Genomic DNA, 21,199 nt, shown 5'->3' with positions numbered 1-21,199 from the left:
GGTTCAATATTCATGCTTCTCCTCCTTCGAAAAGCCTTCAGATCTGCATCTCTTCCTCTACACATCTGAAGATGCCGCACTATCGGGCAAATTTGTTAATAATCTGGTAACAATTTCCGCAACGACAAGATCTTGCTGCGGAAACTGTTACAGTTTTTGGTGACAACCTTGCGTCACAAAGCGCTTTCGTCTGGCTTTTTGGCATGCTTTTCACGTGCCTTTACCTTCCACGGGGCGTCATGTTCCCAATCCCCCGCCATGATCGATCCATAAGGCATGATCTCATCTACGACCTCTGCCAGGCCAAAGTGATCCATCTGACGCCGCACCTCGGTTGCGTTTTTATAAGCAGATGGCAATTCCGAAATATCTGTCCGGCCACAAAAGAACCGTGCATCAATCGCTTTGGTTTCTTCAGAAAAGATCTCAGCGTCTGTTTTACCTGCCTTCGCACGTTTATGCGCGCTGCGAGACATGTTCCGCCCCGCACCATGCGGCGCGAACCCCAGATTGCGATCGTTCACCTCTGCACGGATCAACAAGACGGGTTCCGCCATGTTCAAAGGAACGATTTGCAACCCATTGGTATCAGGAAGAAAATCAACATTCACCGGCGTCGCACCCTTAGCGTGCCAGAAGATATCTCCATCCTTAAAGACAAAATTATGTTCGTTCCAGAACCGTTCCTCTACAGATACATCCGCAAATTCCGCTGTAGCCTGATGCAGGCAGTTGTGGTTGGCTTTGGTCCATTTCCGGATCAATTGCAAAGCATCCCAATAGGCCACGCCTTCGGGCGTGTCGAACGGGATCCAGGCGTTTTGCTTCAACACACCCGTTGTACGTTCCTTCCGGAACCGTTCAGCGACACGCATCCCCAACTTGTAAAGCCCTGCCCCAGGCCCACGAGAGCCATGATGCGTCACAAGACATGTTGTGCCATTCACCTTTGAGGTGCCGACAAAAGCGAAATGATTGCCGTCGCCCTGCGTGCCCATATGTTCAATTGCCGCGCGCAGGATCTTTTTATCGCTCAGGAACATATTTTCCCGAAACGCATCATAAAGATCCATAGACATGGAATACCGCTGGCCATTCGCACGACCGCCAGGGCCGAAATGGGTGGCCTTATGCACCGCATCCAGGCTCGACTTTGGATCTGCATCCTTAAATTCAGTCACCATTACAGAACAACAAATGTCTGCGGAATGCATGCCCGGGTGAATCGCGTTTTCGGCTGCGACAACACCGCCCACCGGGATCGTGCCTTCAGGCCCTGCAGGGCAGGCATCTGGCATCACTGCACCAGCACGCAATGTCGGGGTTTGCATCAACACATCCATCGTGGCGCGCACTTTATCAAGGTTATCCTGTTCTTCCGCATTGCTGGCTTCCAGGTTCAGACGGATGCGAGGTGCAGGTTTGTTTTGCGCAACCCATGCGACCAAATCCGCGCCGGACAGGCCCAGTTCATTCACTGTTTTCAAGGCTGGTGCAATTTCACGGCCCTGTTCAAAACCAAGCGCGATCAGGTCTTTACCTGTCACTGTGTTGGTTGTTCCTGTGATCGTTTCATCGATCTTGCCCACAACGGGTGTTTTAAAAGTCATTATCTTAGTCCATTTTTCCTCTTGTCAGAGTTGATCCCACAGATGTGGGGGTGAAATGGGCCGGGCTTTTTAGTTTTGTTAGTAACTATATTCAAAATAAAAAAGGGACCGGCCCAAAAGCCGATCCCTAAATGTCTTAACCTTATAGGTTCGGCTTATTCAGCGGCCTCCGCCACCGGGAGAACCGAAATAAAGGTGCGGCCTTTAAAGCCTTTTTTGAAGCTTACTTTGCCTTCAGCAACAGCGAATAGTGTGTGGTCTTTGCCTTCACCTACGCCCTCACCTGGCCACCATTTGTTGCCACGCTGGCGTGCAATGATGTTGCCTGGGATAACGGACTCGCCGCCATATTTCTTCACACCAAGACGACGACCAGCGGAGTCGCGACCGTTTCTGGATGAGCCGCCTGCTTTTTTATGTGCCATTAGGTTCTCTCCTTAATCCGATTATTTCGCGAGCTCAGCGGCTTGTGCCACCCAGCCTTCACGTTCGATGCGGCCTTTGAAGGACAGTTTTTCGTCCATGGCAGCGATATCGTCAGCGTTCCAGCCAGCGATTTGCGCGAATGTTGTTACGCCAGCAGCGTGCAGCTTCTTCTCAAGTGCCGGGCCTACACCAGACAATGTCTTGAGATCGTCAGCGCCCGCAGGTGCTTCAGTCTTTGCAGCTTTCGCTTTCTTAGGCGCAGCAGCTTTTTCCGCAGCAGGAGCAGCAGCTTTTGCTTTCTTAGCAGCAGCGCCTTTCTTGGAAATCGCAGGTGCAACCGCAGCATTCATCTCAGCAACTACAGCGGCAGGTACAGAACCTGTGCCGATCGCAGCTTTAACACCAGACTTGTCAGCGCCTTTTTCGAGGATCTCAGTGATCCGTACGAGGGTCAGCTTCTGACGGTGGCCTTTGGTGCGCTTGGAAGAGTGCTTACGACGACGCTTTACAAAGTGAATTACTTTTTCACCTTTGATCTGGTCGATCACTTCGGCCTGCACAGCAGCGCCGTCAACAGTTGGGGTGCCAACGGACCCACCAACCATAAGAATCTCGTTGAACTGGACTGTTTCGCCAGCAGCGGCCGCAATACGTTCTACGCGCAGGACATCGCCTGACTGAACTTTATATTGCTTGCCACCGGTTTTCATAACCGCAAACATTTGATATTCCTTTGTTTTCCGCGTCATCCGGCCCATGGGTCTGCCCCCATATGTTTCTGCGTTACCGCACCTTAAACTGCGCGTCCCTTCGGACGTTTTGTCATAAGAAACCCCGGGAGAACCCCGGAATGAAGCGCGCTTATCGTCGGGATTGGGAAATAAGTCAAGCACCCACCGGTAAAACAGCTGAATATACAGCTCGCTGCGCGCTATTCTCTCTTTTCGTAACGCAAGTAAGACGCTAGGACAATGGAAACCAGAATTGAGGCCCCCATGCTCCCGATCAATCCACAACAGATCCCTGCCCTGTATAAACAGGCGCTTGTCCTAAAATCAAAGGGTGATGGTGATGGGGCGCGCAGGTTGTTGGAACAAATTATTCTCACGCGCCCGCAAACGGCAGAGGCGCATTTCCAGTTGGGTGAACTATATCTTCTGGCCCTAGATTTTCGCAAAGCATCCGTAAGCCTATCCAAGGCTGCGAAACTGAAACCCCGTGAAGGCGCAATCTGGACACGCTGGTCAGAGGCATTGATCCGCCTGAATGACGATACAGTAACCTCGGCTGCTTTGAAACAACTGGCGGCATCAGGTCTGCCCGCAAACATTCAGAAACAGATCGCTGCGCGGATCTCATCTTCGGCCAGCAAGACAAACGTCGATACCGGTGGCGTTTCCCCAAAGGATTTACAGTCTGTTATGGCGCGGCTGAACAAGGCTGACTTTACCGGGGCTGAAAAACAAATCCGCATGCTGATTGGAAAACACCCCGGTGTTGCCCTTCTATATAATATGCTGGCAACTGTGCTGCGCGATACAAACCGTCTGGAAGATGCTGCACAGGCAGCGGCAAAATCAACCAACCTAGATCGCAATTATGCTGAAGCTTGGGCCAATCTGGGTGAAATACATCTGCGCAACAACCGCGCGGCACAAGCCATTCAAACCCTTGAACAGGCCCGTTCTCTGACGCCAGGCGCACCCGGCGTTCTGCGCAATCTCGCAGCGGCCTATTCAGATCAGGGGCAGACAAAGCTTGCAATGGAAACGCTTGATCTGTCGCTAAAACATGATCCAAAGTCCGCCGATGCGTTATATCTGAAAGCCCGTATTCAATCAGACGTGCAGGATCACAAAGCCGCCCTGGAAAACATCGCAAAAGCACGCAAAGCTGGACTGAAGACGATACAGCTGACCAATCTTGAGGCCTCGACGTTGAATGCCCTGAGTGATCCGGACGCAGCGTTGGCCCTGCTGGACAAGGCCCTGTTGAAACAGCCAGATTGCGCAGCCTATCACCGGAACAGGGCGACAATCCTGCAAAGTATGGGGCGTTTTGATGATGCCCGTGATAGTCTGAGCGCTGCAATCCGGCTGGAACCAGAGAATGGCCAGAACTATCGCGCCCTCAGTGCATCCCATAAATTCACCGCAGATGATCCGCTGATTGATGAACTGAAAGCTGTTTGGGACCGCGACACGCTGAAACCTGATGACCGAATGCAACTGGGCTATGCCTTGTCCAAAGCCATGGAAGACATCAAGCAATACGATCAGGTGTTTTCCTATCTGAATGCAGCCAGTGCCATTGTGCGTGACACCCACCCCTATGATATCGCCACGCGCCGCAAGGAAATCAATCAGGTCAAAAAGATCTTTGCGAATTTCAAACCTGACGACCACCCGCTGACCAACTCAGACGAAGATTACGCACCGGTCTTTGTCACCGGCATGCCGAGATCCGGCACCACACTTGTCGAGCAGATCATCGCCACACATAGCACCATGACCGGCGCAGGAGAACTTGGACGTTTTTCCCGATCTGCATTTGAAGTCGCGATGATGCCCACCAGCCCCGATCATGTGGACAAACTGGAGATGGATCAGATCCATCATCTGGCAGAAGATTATAAATCTTACATCAGTGACATTCTGCCCGAAGCCAATCAGATCACCGATAAATCCATTCAGACCTATCTTTTGATGGGGCTTGTCTGGCTGTCTATGCCCAAAGCCCGGGTCATCGTTGTTCGCCGTGACCCCCGGGATAACCTGTTGTCGATCTATAAAAACCTGTTCCCAGAGGCCCGCCATCTGTACAGCTATGACCTAGAAGATCTAGCCAAATATTATCTGATGTTTGATGAAATCATCGATTTCTGGCGAAACATTGCACCGGATCGTTTCTATGAAATCCAATATGAAGAATTGATTTCCGATCCCGAAACCCAAAGCCGCGCCCTCATTGATGCTGCTGGTTTGCCTTGGGAAGATGCTTGTTTAAATTTCCACCAGAATAAACGTCGGGTGGATACCCTGTCCGTTTATCAGGTCCGCCAGCCCATGTATAAATCTTCCATGGCAGCCTGGAAACGCTACGAAGCCGATCTTCAGCCTTTGATCAAAGCTTTGGGGGACAAAGCCCCAGACTAAGCAGTCCAACACTCATCAAACCGGGGTGCTCTCAATAGAGGGCACCCAGCGATAAAGTGGTTCTCCGCTTATCGGGCCGGTTAGGGTTATGTCGGTTCGCAATAGCCCCCTGTGTGCCGGATAAGGCATTGTCGCCCCTGTTAAATTCTGACTTTGCATCGCGTACCGCCATGACTGTGGTGTTGCATCACAGTGCAGCGTCACCGTATTGCCAGACAACACCACATTGGAAACGCTTGCACCTTCGACCTCAAAACCCAAATCAGAAATACCTTCACCCAAATACTTGTCGCTATCATGGGCGACAAGGTTCTCTCCCTCACGCAGATCAAAAATCAGCTTTAGATCATTCCCAGACAGCTGAGTAACAGGTTTATTGATATTCCAGCCCTGCCCACTTTCATCGCTATGAATTGCCCAGGCAAATACTTCAGAAAACTGCAGGGTTTGCGCTTCACCCGGATGAATACCTCCGGCATCAGCAGTTGCATATGGGTAAAGCGGAACAAGCAATGCCCCCGTATCTGAAGCATATTTAAGCTGTTCAGCTTTGACATTCCAAGTGTCGCCCGTGGTGTCTATATCACCATTCGTTTGACTAAGCACAAGCTTAGGACAGGCTCCGGAAATAACGTTCTGCACCGAACTTTGATGATCCTCCAGAAACCTCTCTACCCCATCACGCCAAACTCCTGCCGCTCTGTTTTTGTCACCTTGCCCCTGCACCAGAAGACTATTCCCACATGTCGCTTGTCCTCCGTGTTCTTCGATGGTTCTCACAGCTTCACCAAGCCAGTGAAGGTTGCTTTCAAAAATCGTTATTTCTCCCGGCCCGGTCGTAGGATCCTCGTCCATATCATCAATGCGTTCACCACCGTAACCAAAGAAACCTGTCAGAACCGGCGGCGATCCCGGCAGGCGCAACATGTTCAAAGCCACCCCAACAGGGTGCCCGATCATTAGGTTGTTCGTGATCCGCGAGGGTGCGATCTGCCCCCCTTCAACCGCCGTGTTATACCCCAGCGCCCCCGGCCCCATCAAACCAACCGATACCGCGTCGCTACGCTCTAGCCCGGTCAGCATTTTCACCCCATGCCTGTCTGCATAATTCAATAATTGTTTTCCGCCCTGCGACGTCGCAGGCCCCAAAGCCAACGACTGGCCATTCACAGGCAAGATTTCAGTCAACATCGGGTTATAAGCCCGTCTCTTCTGCGCAAACGTCTGCTGCCACAAAGTGCTGGCAGCTGCCGGAAGCCCCGCATTCACCTTCGTCGGATAGATCGCCAATTCGTGTATGATAACATTGGCGTTCATACCAATTCTGACATCGCTCAAAGATATGTTCCCCATCGGATCAGCACGCCCGTCTTCGATCAGAATTCCATCCGCATTCAGCAAAACCATCTTGCTTCCTGCAGCAGCTCCACCCTCAGCCGGTTCAACCAACAGTCCAAGTGTTTGACGTTCACCGACGTCCTTCATCGTATCATATGCAATCCGCTGATTGCCGGGCCCAATTGCATCTACAACCGCATTATTAAAATACCTGAGATACATTTTACCACCAGTTGCAGCACTTAGTCTGACAAGGAAACCAGTGTCCGTTGGGTCGGCCAGCAAAGTAAAATCCAAAACAATCAAAGCACCGGTCCAGTCGGTATCACCGTGTTGCCACGACAGATACTGACCCGCAGAAAATTGAAACCCGTCAGCCACACGCTCGATCACGCCCCCCTGCCCCAAAGCCGTCAGTTGCGCATTATACGTTCCGTCAGCCATCACAGTCGCAACATTACTGCTGGTCCCTGTAATTTGACTTGATGCATCAAATTTTAAGGCCGCTTTATACAAATGACGTGCCCGCGCTTGTCTTTGCAAGGCCGTTTTCGGAACAGAAAATCCAAGTCCAAGCATATAAATATCGTCCTTCTGTAGATCCAAATTTGAGGTATTTCATCGAATACACGTCAGCAAAAACCGCGTAAGCATTTAAAATAAAATACAAAAATCCGACACCCTCCATGCAAGCATGTATCAATGCAGACAGCCGCATCCTGTTTCAAAATTATTCAAAAATCGTAATTCATGCGTTCTGTGGTGCAGAAAAGCGGGCAGAACACATGTCAAAAAACTCTGGGATTACCTTTGAAAAATAATTGAAGGCGTAAGTAAAATTTAACATCCCTGATCTAAACCGGGAAAAGTCAAACAGAATTGGATCTGTCCAATACTGGATCTGTTAAACCCGGAGAGCACGTATGAGTAGCACTCACACCGTCACCCTTCCGCCCCGCCTAGGGCTTGGCGAAGTCAAATCGCTCATTGATGAGCTGCGTAAATCCAGCAAGCAGGACACTATAGTTGATGCAGCTGCGGTGACCCATCTTGGCACCCTTTGTCTTCAGGCTCTGATTGCGGGGGCTCGCGCCCATATCGCCAATGGAACCACCTTTCAATTCAGCAATCAGGGAGAGACGTTCCAGCAGCAACTGGAACTTTTCGGTCTCTCCTCCGAACAAGTCCAGGGAGGACACGAATGAGCTTACGAATTCTCGCAGTCGATGACAGCCGCACAATGCGTGACATGTTGAACCTCGCGCTCAATCACGCAGGTTTCACAACCCATCTCGCCAACGATGGCGAACACGGGCTCGAAGTTCTCGAAGAAATGGATGAACCTGACGCCATCATTACAGACATCAACATGCCCCGCCTTGATGGGTTCGGCTTTATTGATGCTGTGCGAAGTCAGGAGAAATACCGTGCAATTCCGATCCTCGTTTTGACAACGGAAAGCGCTGACACACTGAAATCAAAAGCCCGCAATGCAGGTGCCACGGGCTGGATCGTGAAACCTTTTGATCCTCCCAAACTCGTGCGCGCACTTCAACTGGTAACGGGATAAAGGGAGTTCAGCAATGTCTGATCCGATGGCCGAAATCAAAGCATCGTTTTTTCTCGAATGCGAAGAACTTCTGGAACAACTTCAAGACGGTTTAAGCCGTTTTGAAGAAGGAGACGATGATCCTGAAACGATCAACGAAGTATTTCGGGCGGTCCATTCCATAAAAGGCGGCGCCGGTGCATTCGGTCTGACGGCCCTTGTAGATTTCGCACATGTATTCGAAACATCGATGGATATTGTGAGATCCGGTGAAAAAGCGCCCGAATCTGAAGATCATAAAACATTTCTACATGCCAGTGACATCCTCTGCGATCTGGTTGTCGCCAGCCGTGATGAAACTGAAGTTCCGTCCGAACGAGTGACTGAAAGTGTCACGGCCCTACGTGCATTTCTTGGGGATTCCGGTGCCGAAGAAGAGGATGAAGAAGTCGATCCGTCTGATTTTCAGCCAATGGGCGTCTCTATGGACCTTCCACAGCTCAGTGTGCCTGGCCCCCAATCGCCAGATGTTTCGGCAGCGCCCGCTCTTCCTGACCTGGCCGCGTTGCCGGATGTAGCTGCAAAAGATGACGACAACAATTCTATTTCCGATACTTCCAAGCCAGCCCCCATCACCAAAGACGCCAGTGGAAATACGCCCACGTTCACCATACGCTTTCGCCCCGATCCCTCACTTTTCACATCGGGCAATGAACCATTACATCTGCTAAAGATGTTGGGGGAACTTGGCGAGACAAAAACGACATGTATCTGCGATGACCTACCTGCAATCGACATACTTGAGGGTGAAGAAAGCTTCCTCTCATGGAGTATTGAGCTGCTGACATCCCGCTCTGAACAGGAAATCAGGGAAGTCTTCGATTTCGTGGAAGACCTTTGCGAACTCAGTGTTGAATCTATCGCCGCCGCACCACTTACCCCTTCAATACCTGCCCCTTCCTCTGAAGAGATCAAAAACGAACCAGAGACGTTGCAGCCCCCCCAAACGGCTGCGACACCTCCTGCTGAACAACTTCCGACACCGTCAGCGCAACCCGCGCTGTCGCAAGCGAAACCTGAGAAGTCTGCCCCTAAAAGCAAACCGGCAACCAAATCAGCAACAACACAGTCCAAGCCAAGCGGAACGGTCCGGGTAGAACTTGATCGCATTGACCGCCTAGTGAACCTAGTTGGCGAACTGGTGATCAACCAGGCCATGCTCAGCCAAAGTGTTGTAGAAGCAGGCATCGGCAATGATCAGAACGTTGCAGCCGGACTGGATGAATTCATGCAGCTTACGCGTGATATTCAGGACAGCGTCATGGCAATCCGTGCACAACCTGTGAAATCCCTTTTCCAGAGAATGGGGCGCATTGTGCGTGAATCATCCGCGAGTGTTCAAAAAGACGTGCGTTTCGTTACGGTGGGCGAAGCTACCGAAGTTGACAAAACAGTCATTGAACGCCTCGCCGACCCACTGACCCATATGATCCGAAACGCAGTTGACCACGGCCTTGAAGAAAATGAAGCCCGCAGCGCTGCAGGCAAACCACGTCAGGGAACGGTCACCCTATCAGCCTCCCACAAATCTGGCCGTGTGCTCATTGAAGTATTTGACGATGGCGGCGGAATTAACCGCCCCGTCGTCTTAAACAAAGCAATCGAAAAAGGCTTAATCTCTGAAGGTGCACAGCTGACAGACGGTGAAATTGACAATCTGCTCTTTCTTCCTGGATTTTCGACAGCTTCAGAAATCTCCAACCTCTCTGGCCGAGGCGTCGGAATGGATGTGGTCAGAAACTCCATCACGGCCCTTGGTGGACGCATTACTATTTCGTCCGAAAAAGGAAAAGGAACAAAGTTTTCAATCAGCCTCCCCCTCACTCTCGCCGTTCAAGATGGCATGGTAATTGAAGTGGCCGGACAAACACTAGTTGTTCCATTGAACAACATCATTGAAACAATGACTCTAACATCAGAAAATTTACGGGAAATGGGACCTGCAACAACGGTTGTTCAACTACGTGACAACTTTGTTCCGTTGTTAGATCTGGCCGTTGAACTCGGTTTCTCGTCTCCCAAACCTTCATATCACGATTGTGTTGCGCTTCTCATTTCTCCGGAAGAAGACAGTATGGCTGCTGTCGTCATAGATCGAATTATCGAACAGCGACAGGTTGTAATCAAAGGTTTGCAAGATAGCTATGGAGCAATTTCTGGTATCGCCGCAGCCACTATTCTTGGCGATGGACAAATTGCCCTCATCCTAGATTCAGGTGACGTCATTGCAAATGCAAGTGGGCGGACACGAAGCACTCTCAATAATCCCCAATTAACAGGAGCGATCGCATGACAGACGAATTGCAGGAAAACCCCGCTGACCTGACCGAATATCTTTCTTTCCGCATTGGTGCCCAAGAGTATACCGTCGATATAATGTCCGTTCGCGAGATTAGGGGATGGACAGAAGCCACACCACTTCCCCACGCACCTGAATACGTTCGAGGCGTCATCAATCTTCGTGGTACTGTTTTACCTATCATCGACCTAGCAGCTCGTCTTGCACTTCCACCAGATGAAAACAACGATCGATCAGTTGTAATCGTTGTCCAACAAGAAGGCGAAACCGTTGGCCTTCTGGTCGATGCTGTTTCTGATATTTTGACAATCGCACGAGAGGAATTGCAAGCGCCACCCGACATGGCAGCAGACAACCAACATCGGTTTGTGAGCTCTCTTATCATTGAGAATGAACGAATGATCCGGGTCTTAGACCTTCAAAACACACTGACAACTGGTGAGACATTGGCAGCATGAGCGTTATAAAACCAATTGCTTTGACAGAAACCAGCCAGAGATTGAAAATGCGTGATGATGATTTTCAACGAATTGCTAAGTTCGCAAAGTCAGAAGCCGGATTGTTGTTCACACAACAAAAAGCGCCAATGATGGAATCTCGCCTTATCAAACGTCTCAAAGTTCTCGGCCTGAATAGCTTCGAAGAGTATTGCACTCTAATCGAAACATCCGGTGATACAAATGAAAAAACTGAGCTCATTTCCGCGCTGACGACAAATGTGACCAGTTTTTTCAGGGAGCCTCATCATTTCAAAATTCTGATGGAACAAGTTATTCCAGAACTAAAGAAACGACTAGAATTGGGAGAGCCAGTACGCATTTGGTCTGCAGGTTGTTCTCGTGGGCATGAACCATATTCGATCGCAATGCAGCTGTACGACGCTATCCCTAATCTGGCAATTTACGACCTGAAAATATTGGCTACTGACATTGATCCCAAGGTACTTCTTTTTGCCCGGCAAGGAGTGTACGATACGACCGAACTTGCCAATCTTCCAGATGGATATAAAGAAAAATTCTTCTCAAAAACATTGTCAGGTGCGCAGATAAACACTGAAATTCGTCAGTTGATCAAGTTCAATCCCTTGAACCTGCTCAAAGATTGGCCAATGAAAAACCAGTTTGACCTAATATTTTGCCGAAACGTTGTTATCTATTTTGATCAAGATACCCAAGACAGTCTTTGGCCAAAATTTCAAAACGCCAACCGCAAAGAGGGATGGCTTTTCATCGGACATTCGGAACGTCTCACAAACGCCGTAGCTCCAGATTATCGAAGCGCTGGAATGACCGCATACCAAAAGCAATCAAGCAAATAACACCAGCTGAAAAGGGGGCATTCATGTCGCTAAAAGATCAAATCAGAGTGATGGTAGTTGACGACATGTCAACAAGCCGGGGTCTAATCACCCAAGCGCTGGACGAATTTGGCATTCGGGATGTCACTGCAGTCGCCGATGGAACATCTGCGCTTGCAGCGTTTCAGAAGTACCCAGTACATTTGGTGATATCAGACTACAACATGCCTAACATGGATGGCCTTCACTTACTGCATGCACTGCGTAGCAATGAACACACTCGCAATGTAGGTTTCATTCTGATCACGGGCAGAGCGGACCGCGCTGTCATCGACTCAGGCAAGCAATTAGGTATGAATAACTTCTTAAAGAAACCCTTTACCCCGCAAGAGCTGAAAACCTGTATTGAAGCCGTGGTTGGACGCCTCTGAATGTTGCGCCCAGAAAGCCTGACACATACTATTGACGGAACCGTTCCCCGGAATGAGTGCGCCGATAGCAATCTGTCAAAATCGTTAGTTTTTGAAAACCTTTCATCCGTCTTGGATGGACTCGCCGATCTATGCGCGGTTATTCAATCAGAAATCGGCGAGACTGTATCGGAAATCTCTGTTTGCCCAGATTCCCTTATCTCTCACCTACAAAACATTGATCGATTACAACAAAACCTCGAAGATCTAAGTACGTTTCATGCCGTTTTTGCAACGCTGACGCAAGATGAAACCTTGGCCTTTCATGAACAGGATGCACTTGAAAAATATATGGTTCTTTCGAGTCTAAAATCACGGCTTTTTCCAGCAAAACAGGAAGAAACCGAAATAAAACAATCCGGTGCGTTCGATTTATTTTGATACAATCGACTGCAGCAACAGATATGTCACACAAAGAAAATCAGTGCTCTGACTACAACACATCTTCAGTCAATAACCTTTCACACTCTAGCGGGATTACAGATTTTCAATAAGGCGTGTTTCAAGAAGCTGACCGTTTTTATACAAAATGGGATAGGCAACCGCTGAGATATGACTATTGAATTCCCGTAAAGCGCGCAAAGTTTCCAGATGAACATCGGAACTGTCAAAACTTTCTTGGGTTCCGTTTTGCAGCCTCTTCAGATGCTTTTTTCGGCTTTCCCGTTCCATACGTTTGATTTCTGTTTTTTCAAGGCTCAGCAAACGGGCGCTTTCCAGGTCATCCGAAATCAACACATTGGAAGCCAACTTCAGGTTTGCCAGAATGTCTTCATGCAAACGGGTAAGTTCAAGAAAACCACTTTTTGAAAAGGTAATTTTCTTTTTCGCGGTTGTTTCAGCCAGTTGCATCAGTCTTTGGGCGACCACATCACCGGCGGTTTCAAGGCGAATAGCATATTCCAGCATGTGCCGCGCGGTCTTAGAATTCTCCTTTCCAAACTCATTCTCTGGGATAGCGGCAACAAATTTACGGATGCCTGACAATGCAGCATCGGCTTCGGCATCCATATTTCGGACCATCTTTATTTGTGCACGATCACCGGTTTCATACAATGCAACAACCGGCCGGAACATCGCATCCACGGTGTCCAACATACGCAACAATTCCCGCTTCAATCCCGCAAGTGCCTGATTTGGTGAGGAAAGGTCCGCCGCATCCAGTGCTAATACCGGACGTTGCAAAGTTTCAAAGCCCTGATTTACATCATTTTCAGAAAACAGTTGAACCAGCGGGCCTTCGAGCATCTTACAAAATGGCAAAGCCAGGATTAAAAGCGACGCATTAAAGGCCAGATGTGCGTTCACCAACATCTGCCCCCCCTCGGGGCTTGTTACAGCACCAGATCGCAACAAGGCATTCACAACAAATAGGGTAAATACGGCCCAGGCTCCGCGCAAAAACAAGTTAGCCCAGGGCAAGCGCCGCGCAACAGCGGACATATCGCGCGTCAGCCAAACCGGGATAAATGCACTGCCGAAATTGGCCCCCAACATCAAAGACAAACCTGCGGCAAACGGGATTGCAGCGATATCGACCAGGGTAACGCACATCAAAATGGCAGCGACAGATGAGTGCATAACAAAGGCCAACGCAGCGCCAACAAGAAATGCGGTAATGTAATCGCGAGCCAAATATCCTGCGACTGCCGGCAAAAACGAACTGTCTCGGATCGGATCCATGGCTTCGCGCAGAAAACGTAGTGAAATCAAGATAAAGGCAACACCCATCAGGATGCGGCCAAACTGCCGGGCCTTGCGGTTTTCCGTCTTCACGAAAAGCCAGCCCCCGATGGCCAGAAGCAACGGTACAAGCCAATCCAGCCGAAAAGACAAGATCTGAATAACAAGCGCAGAGCCCAGATCGCCCCCCAAAACAATCGCTAGACCTGTTGCGAAACTCAGCACACCGCTGGCGGCAAACCCTGCGGTCAACAAGGCCACTGCAGCAGAGCTTTGTAAAACGACAGCCAGCACCAGACCTGCGGAACTGGCCTTTAGCACATTGTTTTGCGCAGTCATAAGTCTTTGAAATGATGCACCGTAACTGCGTTCAATCCCCGTACGCACCATACGTACAGCGAACAACAGCAACATAGTTGCCCCTGCCAAAGAAATCAGAAAACTTATAATTGCCATGCTCTTACCCGCGCTTTTTTATGTGACTTACCATCAAACTCAGCGACGTTACCTTGGTTGCTAAATTACCGCCCCCTGAAGGCGAAATCGACACATCTAGCCATAAAACACCCATTTTGTGTCGGAAAACCAGAGAGAAATCCAAAAACAGCATGTTTTTCAATAAAAACGAAACCGTCACATGGACAGCTCCCCCGCGATGACTATATCTGAAAATTATGATCAGAGTTCCCCTATTGCGGCGAAACACAGCCCCTGAAAGACACAAATGCCCGAACAACTGAGTTCTCCAGCACCAACATATGCCCGTATCAGCATGACTGCACCAATCAGCCGTAAATTGCTGGAACATAATGTCCTTATGACAATTCGGTTGAACGAAGTTTTTGGCGAAATGATCGCCCACCAGACCAACTTCCGGGATGGCGACAGCGTTTTCACACGTTTTTCAACCCTTCATCGGCAGGGCCATGATGCCATTATTCTGGATGCGACCCTTGAGATCACGAAATCACAGCTGCCCAAAGGTTTTCTGGACGATCTGCAGCGCACTGATATTCTGTTTGGCCAACTTCTGATGAATTACGACATTCAGGTAAATATGTCTGAACGCACAACTTACTATACTGCCTGCGCCGAAACCGGAAAGACACGCTGGGGGCGACAACTCAGAATGCTGCACGCCGAAAATGGCAACACATTGGCAACGATCAATGAATTACTGGTCCCCGAAGACATGCTGAAACGCATAATCCCCTAAATTTCCACCTTTTGTCAGTCAAACAATAGGTTTTTAGACTTTTTCTGAAAATTTCGCTATGCTTAGCGGGAAAAAGCCTGTAGATGCCGCCTCTGGCCTCACTACCACACATATGGATGATCCCCTTGAACCCTTCGCTTTCGAAAGCGCTTGCTGCGCGCGGTTATGAAACTCTGACACCTGTTCAGCAAGCCGTCAGCAACCCTGACCTCGCAGGACGCGACCTTCTTGTATCGGCTCAAACCGGATCAGGTAAAACGGTCGGCTTTGGCATTGCTATTGCATCTACTTTGCTAGGCGAAGAAGAAAGCTTTGATCGTGCTGGGGCTCCTCTCGCTTTGATTATTGCCCCCACCCGCGAACTTGCCATGCAGGTGAAACGCGAACTGTCTTGGCTTTACGGCACCGCCGGTGTGCACATTGCATCCTGTGTTGGTGGCATGGACAGCCGCGATGAACGCCGTGCACTGGCCCGGGGCGCCCATATTGCTGTGGCAACACCTGGCCGCCTGCGTGACCACATTCAACGCGGCGCCATCGATCTATCTGACATCCGCGCGGTTGTAATGGATGAAGCCGATGAGATGCTTGATCTTGGCTTTCGTGAAGATCTCGAATTCATTCTCGAAGCATGCCCCGAAGATCGCCAGACACTGATGTTCTCGGCAACGGTTCCTGCGGCCATTGCCAAGCTTGCGAAAAACTTTCAGCAGGATGCGGAACGCATCATCACCAAAGCTGAAAATAAGCAGCATTCCGACATTGAATATCACGCAGTAGAGGTTCACCCAGCCGACAGCGAAAGCGCGATTATAAACCTGTTGCGCCTGCATGAATCCCCCAATGCGATCGTGTTCTGTAACACACGTATTATGGTGTCGCGCATGACATCACGTTTGTCGAACCGTGGGCTTTCTGTTGTGGCTTTGTCCGGTGAGTTGACACAATCCGAACGTACAAACGCCTTGCAGGCTATGCGCGATGGTCGTGCCCGTGTCTGTGTCGCAACCGACGTTGCCGCGCGCGGGATTGATCTTCCAAACCTTGATCTGGTGATCCATGCAGAACTGCCAACCGGTTCTGAAACCCTTCTGCACCGCTCTGGTCGTACAGGTCGGGCTGGTCGCAAAGGTATTTCCGCACTGATCGTACCGGGTAAGATGCGTCGTAAAGCGGAAAACTTGCTGAAATGGGCAAAGCTGACCGCCAAATGGGTGGCTGCACCAACCGCAGACGAAGTTCGTGCGGCTGACAGCGAACGCCTGACCAATGATCCGTTGTGGTCTGATGTGCCGACTGACGCTGAAAAACTGCAAGCCGCTGCTTTGATCGAAAACCATACTTCAGAAGCCTTGGCTTTGGCCGTTTTGCGCATGTACGCATCAAAGCATTCCGCGCCAGAAGAAATTCGAAAAGTCACAGCAGAAGCCCCACGCGAACGCAAGCCCTTTGGCCCAAGCCGCTGGTTCTCACTGGAATTGCCAAAGAATGAACGTGCCGAAGTACGCCGCATTCTGCCAATGCTTTGCAAGGCTGGCGACGTGTCTCGTGATGATTTCGGCGCTATCCGCCTGATGGGCCCCCTCGCCTATGTCGAGATTTCTGAAGGCTCGGTTGATGGTTTCGTCAAAGCCGTTGGCCCGGACATGATCGTAGAAGATGGTGCACAACTGACTCTTCTGGATGTGGTTCCGGAAGAGGTGTTGAACGCCAAAAAACCTGAACGTAAGGGTGGCGGCAAGTTTGGTGACAAACGTGGCGGCGGCAAATTCGGTGGCAAGCGTGACGGCGGCCGTGATGGTGGCAAACCATGGGAAAAACGTGATCGTGACGATGGCCCCCGTGATCGCAAACCACGTGCTAAAAAAACATGGGATGACGCTCCGAAAGAGCGCAGCTATGATGACAAACCACGTGGCGAAAAACCCGCACGTCCGGCACGTGATGATTGGAATGACGGCGGCGAGAGCAAGAAAAAGCCAAAAGCACGCCCGGGCAAACACGGCCACAAGCCTGCAAAATCCGGCGCAAAACCCGCGCACAGCGGCGCAGGTGATGCGGGAAAATCTTTCCGTAAACCCCGCCCCGAAGACAGCCGTCCTGAAGGCGTAGTAAAAGAGCGCAAGCCACGGCATAAAAAGGGCCCACCCCCACCTGCAGGCAAAGCCAACAGCAAGAAGAACAAAGCCCGTGCGGCTGACACAGGTGGCAATGCCAAACCACGTCGCAAAGACTGATCTTCAGATTTAGAGACACGAAAAAGCCGGCGAAATTCGCCGGCTTTTTTCATTTCAGTCATCGCGATGAAATCAACCGCGAAACCCCGTGGCAATTACAAATTTCTCGGAACTGTCCGCCCGGCTTGACGGTGGTTTCATATGGGCTACGTTTTTGAATTTTTGCTTCAACAGTTTCTGTAAATCGCCTTCCGCGCCCCCGGCCAGAACTTTTGCAACAAAGGTTCCGCCTTCTTCAAGCACATCAAACGCAAAATAAGCCGCAGTTTCGCACAGCGCCATAATGCGCAGGTGGTCCGTTTGTTTGTGGCCAGATGACGAAGCCGCCATATCAGACATCACCACATCGGCCTTGCCACCAAGCCATGTTTTGACCTTTTCATCGGCATCATCTTCCATGAAATCAAGAACATGGATCTCAGCACCAGGAATAGGTTCAACTTCCTGCAAATCCACACCAAGGATCGTGCCAACTTTCTTGCCCGATTTTTCACCCAGTGCATTAATGCGCGGAACAGACACTTGGCACCAGCCCCCAGGCGCACAGCCCAAGTCCACCACCCGCGCACCCGGCACAAGAAAGCGGTATTTTTCGTCCAGTTCCAAGATCTTAAACGCCGCGCGACCGCGATAGCCTTCGACCTGAGCGCGCTTGACGTAAGGATCGTTCAACTGACGTTCCAGCCAGAGCTTGGAAGACAACTTCCGCCCGCGCGCAGTTTTCACCTTAACCGTTAGGTCGCGATAACCACGTCCGCTTTTGATACTTTTAACCATTTCTGATCCTTTCCGTCGCGCAAACACGCAAAGGCCCTCATGCCTGTTTCAGCCCTGCGCGTCAAGCAATCGTCCATCTTCCGACATCAATGCATACAACAGGCCTTCCCGTAATCCACGGTCGGCAACTGACAAACGGTTGGTCGGCCAGACACGCATTAACGCCTGCAGGATAGCAGATCCCGACATAATTAATGCCGCCCTATCGCGTCCAATCCGGGGGTCACGACGACGGCCACCAGGCCCAAGCTGAAGATAGCCGTGAATAACACGATCAATTTCATCTGAATTCATTTCCAGGCCATCCACCATATTCCGATCATAGCGCGTCAGGCCAAGATGTGACGCAGCAACGGTTGTAATCGTTCCGGACGTGCCAACAATCTGAAAACCATCACGCTGATGCAGGCGGTCATAGGGGGTAAAACTTTGCAGCTTTTCTTCGAAAAACCACGACATCAGGGCAAACCGGCCTTCATCATCCTCAACATCGTCAAACTGATCCCGCAATGTCGCAACACCAAGGGGCACTGAGATCCAGTCGATGACCTTTTCCCCGTAACGCGAAGACGATTGGCGTTTCAGACCTTTTTGCACAGCCAAAATAGCGTTGGAACGATCTGCAGCGGCGGTTTCCGACAGATCGATCCAGACCAGTTCGGTTGAGCCTCCGCCGATATCAACCACAAGCAATTGATCCGTTTTCTGATGAACAAGGGGGGCGCAACTTATCACTGCCAGGCGCGCTTCTTCTTCCGGGGGGATGATTTCCAGATTCAGACCGGTTTCACGTTTCACAAGACGGATAAAATCACGGGAATTCCTGGCGCGCCGACAGGCTTCGGTTGCCACCAGTCGCATTCTGCGCACATCATGTTGTCGCAATTTTCGCTGACAAATACGCAAAGCCTGTATCGTTCGATTGATCGAAGACCGCGACAGGCGGCCCGTTGCTTCCAACCCGGTGCCCAATTGGACGGCCTTAGAAAAGCTGTCCACAACTTTAAACTGACTGCCCTCAGGTCGGGCAACCAGCATTCGACACGAATTTGTGCCAAGATCTAACGCCGCATAAAGCGGTTTCTGACCTCGGTTTTTGGGCGCGGGAGTCTCAACCGCTGTGGGAAACGCGCCCGCACCTCTGGGACGCCTGGGCGACATACCGCCCTCCATTTCAAGTTACCCTAAGAGTAATCCGAAGCCCCGCCCCACACAAGGGCCGTCTGTGTGCGGCATTAAAAAATTCAGATGCAGATAATTTGGAATTGACAGCCCCCGGCCCTTACTGCCAGAACGGCGTCATCTGAGGTTCTTTGTGCGGCCAAGCCAGCAAAGAGACAACAGGGAACACGGTGAGGACGACCCACTTCGGGGCCGATTCCGTGGCTGCCCCCGCAACTGTAAGCGGAGAGCAGAGCCAACAAAGCCACTGGGGCACAGCCCTGGGAAGGCAGGTTCTGTGATCAATCCGTAAGCCAGGATACCTGACCCAGACGACCCGGGAAACCGGGTGTTTCCACCGGATGCCGGGGTGAGCATCCAGCATGGGTTCGTCTGTTAAGGGGGTCCGCCCCACCAAAACAAAACGAAACCTCGCTGATATCCCCGTCGTTCCTTTTGCATTGCCACATGCGTGGCCGTCCTGAGGCGACTTATGAAACTGAAGACTTTTTTTGCTGCCAGCTGTGCAGCGCTGACACTGACCACCCAGCCCGCAGCGGCGCATTTCCAGCTGATCTATGCGGATCAGACCCAGATTGAACGCCCCGGTGATGTACCGGTTAAGCTGATTTTCTGGCACCCGATGTCCGCAGGTCACGTGATGGATATGGGTATGCCGCAGGAATTTTTCATGCAGCATCGCGGCGAACGTATCGATCTGAGCAAAAGCCTAACTGAATCCACGTTCACCGGCCCAGATAACACGGGCGTTTCCTTTGATGGCATTGTGCCTGTGAAACGCTCTGGTGACTATGTGATCGTTGTAGATCCCGCCCCTTACTATGAGGAAAGCGAAGACATCTACATCCGCCAAATCACCAAATCCTATATGAACCGCAACGAGCTGCCGACCGACTGGGATGCAAATCTAGGGCTAGAAGCTGAAATTATTCCGCTGAACAAACCTGGAAATCTGATTGCCGGTTCGACCTTCTCTGGCCGGGTTATGGCAAACGGTGAACCTGTCGCAGGTGCCGAGATCGAGATCGAATATATGGCAGCTGAACCCGACATGGCGACAGGCACGGCAGGTGAAATGACAATCACCCCGCCCCCTGGTGGCGCGATTGTGGCCGTTACGGATGAAGACGGTGAATTCACATTTGGGGTGCCAACCGCGGGTCACTGGGTTTTTGCCGCCTTGGGGGTGGTTGAAGGTGCAGAACATGAAGGTAAAGAGCTTTCTATTGATGCGGTGATCTGGGTGCGCGCCTGGGACATCAATGCAGCCGAGGCCAACTGATGCATATCGTTGATGGTGCCCTTGCAACCCCGGTGCTTGTCGCCGGAGCTGTGGCAACGGCCGGTGGCCTTGCCATCGGGCTGCGCCAACTGACCACCGAACGCATCCCCACTGCAGGGGTGCTGTCTGCGGGGTTCTTTGTCGCGTCTCTGATCCATGTGCCAATTGGCATCAGTTCCGTTCACCTCATCATGAACGGCATTGCTGGGCTGATCTTGGGCTGGGCGGCTTTTCCGGCTTTGTTTGTCGGATTGTTGCTACAGGCCGTGACCTTTGGCTTTGGGGGCATCACCGTTTTGGGGGTGAACGCCGTCAACATTGCACTGCCCGCGGTTCTTGCTGGTATCGCTGTGCGCCCCTTCATCCGCCGTGGCGGACGCAAGAATGCACTGCTTTGGGGGGCTGTCTGTGGCGCACTGGCCATTGCCATGACCACCATCATGGTTGCCATGTCCCTTGCACTGTCAGGCGAAGAATTCAACGAAGCCGCTTATCTTGTGTTTGTCAGCCACATTCCGGTGATGATCATTGAGGGCGCATTGTCCGCCGCCGCCGCCTGGATGATTGTGCAGGTCAAACCCGAACTATTTGGCATCAGCCAACATCATGAGGTGTAAG

19 protein-coding genes and 1 riboswitch are annotated in these 21,199 nt (G+C 51.0%); of the genes, 12 read left to right on the top strand and 7 right to left on the bottom strand.

Going from position 1 to position 21,199, the window contains the following annotated elements:
- Positions 1–173: 173 nt before the first annotated feature.
- From ACPGUT_RS04870 to ACPGUT_RS04860, 3 genes are all read right to left on the bottom strand, one after another.
- On the bottom strand, positions 174–1,610 hold the full coding sequence (locus ACPGUT_RS04870) for an RtcB family protein (RefSeq protein WP_423989195.1): 1,437 nt from the start codon (positions 1,608–1,610) through the stop codon (positions 174–176).
- A gap of 155 nt (positions 1,611–1,765) precedes the next feature.
- Positions 1,766–2,035: a 50S ribosomal protein L27 gene (gene rpmA / locus ACPGUT_RS04865; RefSeq protein ID WP_423989194.1), complete on the bottom strand. Its 270-nt coding sequence runs from the start codon at positions 2,033–2,035 to the stop codon at positions 1,766–1,768.
- Positions 2,036–2,056: 21 nt separating this feature from the next.
- Positions 2,057–2,758, bottom strand: coding sequence for a 50S ribosomal protein L21 (locus ACPGUT_RS04860; protein ID WP_423989193.1), 702 nt, complete (start codon positions 2,756–2,758; stop codon positions 2,057–2,059).
- Positions 2,759–3,007: 249 nt separating this feature from the next.
- Here ACPGUT_RS04860 and ACPGUT_RS04855 point away from each other — a divergent pair, with 249 nt between their 5' ends.
- Positions 3,008–5,191 carry a tetratricopeptide repeat-containing sulfotransferase family protein gene (locus tag ACPGUT_RS04855; protein WP_423989192.1) on the top strand — a complete coding sequence of 728 codons (2,184 nt, stop codon included), beginning with the start codon at positions 3,008–3,010 and terminating at the stop codon, positions 5,189–5,191.
- Positions 5,192–5,206: 15 nt separating this feature from the next.
- On the opposite strand, the gene ACPGUT_RS04850 is transcribed toward ACPGUT_RS04855, so the two are convergent.
- Complete coding sequence (locus tag ACPGUT_RS04850) at positions 5,207–6,973, bottom strand: hypothetical protein (protein ID WP_423989191.1); 1,767 nt, start codon at positions 6,971–6,973, stop codon at positions 5,207–5,209.
- 479 nt (positions 6,974–7,452) lie between these two features.
- Here ACPGUT_RS04850 and ACPGUT_RS04845 point away from each other — a divergent pair, with 479 nt between their 5' ends.
- Genes ACPGUT_RS04845 through ACPGUT_RS04815 form a run of 7 tightly spaced genes read left to right on the top strand, consistent with a single transcriptional unit; the run spans position 7,453 to position 12,585 of the window.
- Entirely contained in the window at positions 7,453–7,734 is a 282-nt protein-coding gene (locus ACPGUT_RS04845) for an STAS domain-containing protein (RefSeq protein ID WP_423989190.1), read from the top strand.
- Complete coding sequence (locus ACPGUT_RS04840) at positions 7,731–8,099, top strand: response regulator (RefSeq protein ID WP_423989189.1); 369 nt, start codon at positions 7,731–7,733, stop codon at positions 8,097–8,099. The genes ACPGUT_RS04845 and ACPGUT_RS04840 overlap by 4 nt, the downstream gene beginning before the upstream one ends.
- 13 nt (positions 8,100–8,112) lie before the next feature.
- Positions 8,113–10,431, top strand: coding sequence for a chemotaxis protein CheA (locus ACPGUT_RS04835; RefSeq protein ID WP_423989188.1), 2,319 nt, complete (start codon positions 8,113–8,115; stop codon positions 10,429–10,431).
- On the top strand, positions 10,428–10,895 hold the full coding sequence (locus ACPGUT_RS04830) for a chemotaxis protein CheW (protein WP_423989187.1): 468 nt from the start codon (positions 10,428–10,430) through the stop codon (positions 10,893–10,895). Before ACPGUT_RS04835 ends, ACPGUT_RS04830 begins: the two co-directional genes overlap by 4 nt.
- Positions 10,892–11,755, top strand: coding sequence for a CheR family methyltransferase (locus tag ACPGUT_RS04825; protein WP_423989186.1), 864 nt, complete (start codon positions 10,892–10,894; stop codon positions 11,753–11,755). The genes ACPGUT_RS04830 and ACPGUT_RS04825 overlap by 4 nt, the downstream gene beginning before the upstream one ends.
- Positions 11,756–11,778: 23 nt before the next feature.
- Positions 11,779–12,165 (top strand): response regulator, encoded by a 387-nt coding sequence (locus ACPGUT_RS04820; RefSeq protein ID WP_423989185.1) that lies wholly within the window; start codon positions 11,779–11,781, stop codon positions 12,163–12,165.
- Positions 12,166–12,585 carry a hypothetical protein gene (locus tag ACPGUT_RS04815; RefSeq protein WP_423989184.1) on the top strand — a complete coding sequence of 140 codons (420 nt, stop codon included), beginning with the start codon at positions 12,166–12,168 and terminating at the stop codon, positions 12,583–12,585.
- Between the two features lie 96 nt (positions 12,586–12,681).
- Here the strand turns inward: ACPGUT_RS04815 and ACPGUT_RS04810 are convergent, their stop codons facing one another.
- Positions 12,682–14,343 (bottom strand): Na/Pi cotransporter family protein, encoded by a 1,662-nt coding sequence (locus tag ACPGUT_RS04810; protein WP_423989183.1) that lies wholly within the window; start codon positions 14,341–14,343, stop codon positions 12,682–12,684.
- Between the two features lie 268 nt (positions 14,344–14,611).
- Between ACPGUT_RS04810 and ACPGUT_RS04805 the strand changes: the two genes are divergently transcribed.
- Together ACPGUT_RS04805 and ACPGUT_RS04800 are read left to right on the top strand one after the other, a co-directional pair.
- A complete protein-coding gene (locus ACPGUT_RS04805; RefSeq protein WP_423989182.1) occupies positions 14,612–15,103 on the top strand; it encodes a hypothetical protein in 492 nt (163 codons plus the stop codon).
- Positions 15,104–15,228: 125 nt separating this feature from the next.
- Entirely contained in the window at positions 15,229–17,340 is a 2,112-nt protein-coding gene (locus ACPGUT_RS04800; protein ID WP_423989181.1) for a DEAD/DEAH box helicase, read from the top strand.
- A gap of 72 nt (positions 17,341–17,412) precedes the next feature.
- Here the strand turns inward: ACPGUT_RS04800 and ACPGUT_RS04795 are convergent, their stop codons facing one another.
- Together ACPGUT_RS04795 and ACPGUT_RS04790 are read right to left on the bottom strand one after the other, a co-directional pair.
- A complete protein-coding gene (locus ACPGUT_RS04795) occupies positions 17,413–18,117 on the bottom strand; it encodes an RlmE family RNA methyltransferase (RefSeq protein WP_423989180.1) in 705 nt (234 codons plus the stop codon).
- A 48-nt stretch (positions 18,118–18,165) separates the two neighbouring features.
- A complete protein-coding gene (locus tag ACPGUT_RS04790; RefSeq protein WP_423989179.1) occupies positions 18,166–19,278 on the bottom strand; it encodes a Ppx/GppA phosphatase family protein in 1,113 nt (370 codons plus the stop codon).
- A gap of 128 nt (positions 19,279–19,406) precedes the next feature.
- Positions 19,407–19,623: riboswitch (cobalamin riboswitch) on the top strand.
- Positions 19,624–19,771: 148 nt separating this feature from the next.
- Here ACPGUT_RS04790 and ACPGUT_RS04785 point away from each other — a divergent pair.
- Both ACPGUT_RS04785 and cbiM read left to right on the top strand, forming a co-directional pair.
- Positions 19,772–20,581 (top strand): DUF4198 domain-containing protein, encoded by an 810-nt coding sequence (locus ACPGUT_RS04785; RefSeq protein WP_423989178.1) that lies wholly within the window; start codon positions 19,772–19,774, stop codon positions 20,579–20,581.
- The gene (gene cbiM / locus ACPGUT_RS04780; protein ID WP_423989177.1) at positions 20,581–21,198 is read left to right on the top strand and encodes a cobalt transporter CbiM; all 618 of its coding nucleotides are present in this window, start codon (positions 20,581–20,583) and stop codon (positions 21,196–21,198) included. The genes ACPGUT_RS04785 and cbiM overlap by 1 nt, the downstream gene beginning before the upstream one ends.
- The last annotated feature ends 1 nt before the right edge of the window (position 21,199 follow it).

The organism is Halocynthiibacter sp., from assembly GCF_049608145.1.
Taxonomy (GTDB): domain Bacteria; phylum Pseudomonadota; class Alphaproteobacteria; order Rhodobacterales; family Rhodobacteraceae; genus Halocynthiibacter.
Note: the sequence above shows the minus strand (reverse complement) of the source record. Positions and strands in the feature narration are given on the sequence as shown.